This is a genomic window from Streptomyces lonarensis, assembly GCF_012033735.1.
Lineage (GTDB): Bacteria > Actinomycetota > Actinomycetes > Streptomycetales > Streptomycetaceae > Streptomyces > Streptomyces lonarensis.
The window spans coordinates 1-1,191 of sequence record NZ_JAAVJD010000471.1; the positions used below are offsets into that span (position 1 = coordinate 1).

The following is a 1,191-nucleotide window of genomic DNA, read 5'->3' on the forward strand; positions in this document are numbered from 1 at the left end:
ACCGGCGCGGTCACCTCGGGCCGGCCCGCCTTCACGTCCGCGACGAACCGGGTCAGCGCGCGGCCGCCAGGTCGGCCGCCGCCGTCGTGTCGGCGGCGCGGACCACGATCTGACGGGCCGAGGTGTCCAGCTCGGTCCAGTAGTCGCGGTGCGAAGCGCCGGTGGCCGGGACCAGGCCGTCGAAGCAGTCCAGCGGCGCCTCGGGCAGCCCTGGGGCCACCTCACCGGCATACCAGTCGGAGTGAGCGTGCGGCGGCAGCTCGTCCACGGCCAGGAAGTCGGCGGGGGACGGTGCGGTTGCGGACGGCGGCTGCTGTCCGGCCTGTGCCTGGAGCGTCGTACCGACCGTCAGCGCGCCGATCGCCGCGGCGGTCCCGAGCCCCGCCGTCCAGCGGGCAGTGGTGCGTCGCATGACTCCTCCTCGGAGTGGTGTCCACCCTCGCCGGGGCGCTCCCGGCGAGGTGTCGTCACCACCGTGCCCCGGGGGTGGGACGGGGGCAACGGAACGTGGCGGGGACGGGATGCGGGAATGTTCGCGCTGCCGCTGAGCTGCAATGACGGGTCCTGCCTGGAACGCCGGGTGGAACGCGCCGCCGGTCCGGAGAGGTGGGCGCGGTGCTGCGCCGCCGCCCGGTGGGCGGCGCCGGGGTGTGCCGGGCCTAGGGTCGTCCCCGATGGTGTCGGCGTCGGGGACGCCGTCGGTGCGGGCATCGGTGTCGGTACGGGTATCGGAGCGGCACGCGTGTGGCGCTGGGCAGGGCGGCGCGGTTCGCACCTGTCCGCAGTCGCTTCGCCCGGCAGTGCGACAGCGGGGCTGGCCAGCCTCGCCGCCGCGTATCCGGCCGGGCCGGCCGCACAGCAGTTGAGGGGAGAGGGGTCGGGGTGGGGCAGCAGGACGCCGCCGCGGAGTTCGCGCGTCGGGTACGGGAGTTGAAGGAGCGTTCCGGGCTCAGCTACGGAACGCTGGCGCGCCGACTGCACATGAGTGCCTCCACCCTCCACCGGTACGGCTCCGGCGCGGCCGTACCCCTTGACTACGCCCCGGTGGAACGGATCGCGCGCGCCTGCGGGGCGGACCGCGCCGAACTGGTCGCTCTCCACCGGGCGTGGGTGCTCGCCGACGCCGCCCGCCCGCCCCGCGGGCGTGACGCCGCAACCCGGGGCGCGACGACCGGTGCGGCGGCCGCGCCC

General features: G+C 76.2%; 2 protein-coding genes. One reads left to right on the top strand and one right to left on the bottom strand.

The annotated features are described in order from the left end of the window. Nucleotides 1-52: 52 nt before the first annotated feature. Nucleotides 53-412 (bottom strand): hypothetical protein, encoded by a 360-nt coding sequence (locus HCN56_RS25595; RefSeq protein ID WP_167975035.1) that lies wholly within the window; start codon nucleotides 410-412, stop codon nucleotides 53-55. Nucleotides 413-882: 470 nt separating this feature from the next. Here HCN56_RS25595 and HCN56_RS26860 point away from each other — a divergent pair. Further along, nucleotides 883-1,191, top strand: a 309-nt coding sequence (locus tag HCN56_RS26860) for a helix-turn-helix domain-containing protein (protein ID WP_167975037.1), incomplete at its 3' end; no start/stop codon positions are given.